This is a genomic window from Pedobacter sp. 05L430 (genome assembly GCF_056397585.1).
This window is the reverse complement of the sequence record NZ_JBFTNT010000317.1, coordinates 1-4,688: the sequence shown is the minus strand read 5'-3', so window position 1 is coordinate 4,688 and position 4,688 is coordinate 1. Positions and strand designations below refer to the sequence as shown.

Genomic DNA, 4,688 nt, shown 5'->3' with positions numbered 1-4,688 from the left:
ATTATAGTTTAAACGTGCAAATACCGACTCCATACTCCATGTTGCAGCTCCTGCTCCTATGCCTTGGGTATCGCCTGCATCACCTGCATTTAAATTTGGGATATTAAGAACCAGGTTATCTCTGTTGGCATTGATAAAGTCGTATTTGGATCTTTGTGCCTCATGGCCTACCGTAGCAGCTATATTATGCTTACCAAAGGCTTTGTTATAATTAGCATAGTTTTTAATTGCCCAGTAAAGGCTGTTATTTCTTTGCTCTCTAAGCCTTGCCGGAGAAAGGATGACGGCTTTGGTTTCAGCATTTTGTACATATGGCTGAAATGCCCTATCGCTGCTCAGATTAAAATCAAAGTTACCCTCTGATCTGATGGTGAGACCATCTATGATAATCAGATCTGCATATACTGTTCCGAAAGCTTTTGAAGATTGATTGCTTACATCACGCAACATTGCTAACGCAACCGGATTATTTGGATTTCCAAATGTGCTGCCTCCTATTACATTGGTAGAGATATAATTACCAAAAACATCTTTAACGGGAGTTACAGGACTATTATAAAGCACTGTACTGGTAACGGCATCGAAACCATCTGAAAGGCCGATCTGCTGATTGGTTCTGGACAGGTTTGCAGTGATACCTGTTTTTAACCATTTAGTAGCCTGATGGTCTATATTAGCTCTTAGGGTTATTCTTTTAAACCCTGTTTTGATTAGAGTTCCTTCCTGATTAAGATAGCCGCCAGAGAAATAGAACTGTGTTTTTTCTGTTCCTCCTGAAAAACCAAGTTGATGGCTTTGAGTAAATCCTCTTCTGTAGATCTCGTCCTGCCAGTCGGTACCCACACCTAATAAGGAAGGGTTTTTAAACTCTGCAATACTATCCATTCCACTTCCCGGAACTCCTCTTACTTCTAAAACCAGCGAGTTCATGTATTCTGCATTTTGGCGCAGGTTCATTACAGAAAGCTTTTTTGGAACTTCTGAAATACCAACATAAGAATCGTAGGTAATTTTACTTTGGTTGGCCCTGCCTCTTTTGGTATTGATGAGCACTACTCCATTTGCACCTCTGGCTCCATAAATGGCCTGTGCTGATGCATCTTTCAGGATATCGATGGTTTCAATATCGGCAGAGTTTAAGGTTGCCAGCACACTTTGCCCGGTTTGTCCGGAACCACCCCCTAAAAAGTTTTGTTCCAGGGAGCTGCTTTTTGAGTTCATAGGAACTCCATCTATTACATATAACGGTTCGTTATTCTCGCCCGTTGAGGTAAGCCCTCTGATCCTTACGGAAACACCACCTCCTGGCTGACCGCCATTGTTATTTATGGTAACACCCGCTACCTTACCTTGCAAGGCCTGATCTACGCCGGCAACAGGTAAATTTTTAATGTCCTTTTGGGATACAGAAGAAATTGCTGAGGTTACTTCTGATTTACGCAATGTACCGTAACCGATAACTACTACGTCGGATAAGGTTGAAGTAGAGGATTCAAGGTTAGCGTTAATTACTGAGCCTGAACCTACGGTAAGTTCTTTTGTGGTCATCCCTACATAGGAAAATACAAGTACACTTGCATTTGAGGTAACCATGATGGAATACTTACCTTCATTATTAGTTAAAGCGGTGGTTTTGGTTCCCTTTACCACTACAGATGCACCGGGTAAAGTTGTTCCGCTTTCATCAGCAACAACACCCGTAACTATTCTATTTGAAGTACTTTGGGCGTAACCGGATTTGGTGATTCCGGTAAGTGTAAAGATCATGAACAGGATAAAAATCCATTCATTACAACTCGTTCTTGTCGTTTTCATGTTTGGTCGTCATATTTGGTTTAGTTAAGATCCCCAGGGGATGGGTTTCTATTTGTTAAAACTAGATACAACTGAATCCTGTATTGCTAAAAAAGGGGTACGCAAATGTTAACCTTTCACAAAAAAGGCTACGAAGCGGTAATATCCGTGTTCCCAGCATATTTTGAAGGGAGCACATCAAATTCTTCTTTAAAAGATTTGACAAAATTCTTGGTGGTTTTAAAACCTACCTTATAACAGATCTGTGAAACGGTTAATTTTCCTTGCTCCAGCAGCTGCGCTGCCCGTTTTAAACGATAAGACTTGATAAACTCGAGCGGGGTTTTGCCGGTAAGTGCTACAATTCTTTTGTACAAGGTTACACGGCTTATCAGCATCAGGTTGCTAAGCATATCTACAGAGAAATTGCTATTCCCTATATTCTTTTCTATCTCCTGAAGAATTTGCTGCAGGAACTGTTCATCAGGGCTCTCCATTTCTATGGTTGCCGGTTGTACTTCTACCTGCTTCTGATAAAGCTTTCTGAAGGATTCCTGCTGAATTAATATGTTGCGGATTTTGGAGTTTAGGATTTCAAAACTGAATGGTTTGGTCATGTAGTCATTGGCCCCTGTTTCCAGACCCGTYAGCTCCTGCTCCTCGCCAGTTAAAGCGGTTAACAGCACTACTGGAATCTGGGTTGTTCTGGAATCGCCTTTGATCTTTTTGCAAAGTTCTATACCAGTCATTTCGGGCATAGAAATATCGCTGACAATGATATTCGGATGGTAGAATAATGCCTTTTGCCAGCCATCTTTTCCATTACCGGCTTCTATTACATTAAAGTCTTCCTTTAAATTATCTTTAAGATAAAAACGCAGATCGGCATCATCCTCAACAAGTAATACAGTTGCTTTTTTAGAAGAGATCGTAACGTTTGCTTGCTGATTGTTTAACGTATCCTCATTAGCAATTAGATTATCTACAAAGTTATCCGTTGGATTGCTTTGATGTCTAAGTTCCTCGAATGGCAGCAAAATGGTAAAGCAACTGCCAATGTTTTCATCGCTCTCTAAAAAGATCTCGCCACCGTGAAGTTTTACAAACTCTTTGGTTATTGCCAAACCTATTCCACTACCCTGATTAATGATAGACTCTGGAATATCATTCTGAAAAAAGCTTTCAAATATCTTCTCCTGTTTCTCTTTTGGTATACCTATTCCGGTATCGCGAACTTTAATCTCAACCATGTATTGGTCGATCATAATACAGTCTACAGACACATTTACCTTGCCGTTATCCAATGTAAATTTAAAGCTGTTAGAAAGCAGGTTAAAGAGAATCCGCTCTATTTTATCATGGTCAAAATTTACATCGAGCTTCTCGTAAGTAGCATTAAAGGTTAACTGGATGTTTTTCTGTTCAGCGAGATCCTTAAAGGAATAAGTAATGTCTCTGATGAACGAAATGATATCGCCAGGTCTTTTTTGAAGTTTGATCTCTTTAAGCTCCATCTTTCTGAAATCGAGCAGCTGGTTTACCAGGTTGAGCAGACGCTTTGCGTTTTTCTGTATCAGGGAGACCTGCTCTTTAATCAGATTATCTGATGATCCTTTCAGGATTTTGTCTATTGGTGCTAGAATTAAAGATAATGGCGTTCTAAATTCATGACTTACATTGGTTAGGAATTTGATTTTCATAGCATCCAGCTCTCTGTACCTCATTGCTTCTAAACGTTCATTATCAAGCAAGCGTTGTGATTCTACTTTCTCTTGTTCAATCAGTCTCTGAACTTTTTGTTTTTCCTGCTCAGCAGCAAATTGCTGCTTTAGTTGCTGGATACCGCGGTATCTGAAATAGTACAATGCGCCGCCTATGGCCAGAAAATAAAGAATATACGCCAATGTAGAAGTATACCATGGGTTCAGTATCCTGATCCTTAAGGTTACCGGTTTAGCATCAGAAATGTTTTCGGTACTTGATGCCCGTACCTTAAAAACATAATCGCCCGGATCAAGGTTTGTATAGGTGGCCTTGCGTAAAGTATTATCTGCAGAAATCCATGTCTTATCAAATCCCTCCAGCATGTACTGATGTTTCACTTTATGAGGGCCAATGTAATTTAATGATGCAAACTCTATGGTAAATACATTTTGATCGTGGTTTAAGGTAAGCTCTTTAGTATCAAAAATTGATTTTTTAAGTATTACCCGGCCATCAATTGCAGTGTTTGCTGTTACACTCTTATTGAACAGTTGAAAGTCGGTTATAAAGAGTTTAAAGGTTTGATTATAAGATTTAATTAAAGAAGGTTGGAAAATATTGATCCCATCAGGACCTCCAAATGCAAGTTCTCCGGTTCTTAGTTTTACGGAGGCAATTCGGTTAAATTCCTTACCCTGCAGGCCATCATTCTCATCAAAATTCTTGAAAATGAGGTTAAGTTTTTTGTTATAAGTAACCGATATCTTTGATAAGCCGTTTGATGTGCTTACCCAAAAGTCACCTTGATTATCTTCCTGAATGTCCATGATGTTATTATCAGGCAATCCATTTTCGATGGTATAATTGTAAAAGGTTTTGGTTTTGGGATTATAAAGGCTCAAACCATCTCTTGTTCCTATCCAGAGGTAGCCCCTGCTGTCTTCAATAAAGCTGTTAATGTTGTCGTTGATCAGGCTGTTATCGTTTTTTGGATCGTTTACTATCTTGATAAACTTTGTCCCTCCTTTTGGCAATACATTCATCCCATAGGATGTACCTGCCCAAATGTTTTGATGCGAATCTTCCAGTACCTTAAATACATAATCGGAACTAATTAGACTCAGGTTCTGCGTATATCTTTTAAATTTCTTTGTGGTTCTGTTGAAAAGGTTTATTCCACCTCCCATGGT

General features: G+C 39.4%; 2 protein-coding genes. Both read right to left on the bottom strand.

Translation table 11 applies throughout. From position 1 onward, the window contains the following. Window positions 1–1,815, bottom strand: a 1,815-nt coding sequence (locus tag AC1DG9_RS23545) for a SusC/RagA family TonB-linked outer membrane protein (protein WP_477635347.1), incomplete at its 3' end; no start/stop codon positions are given. 128 nt (window positions 1,816–1,943) lie between these two features. Beyond that, window positions 1,944–4,688, bottom strand: a 2,745-nt coding sequence (locus AC1DG9_RS23540) for an ATP-binding protein (protein WP_477635346.1), incomplete at its 5' end; no start/stop codon positions are given.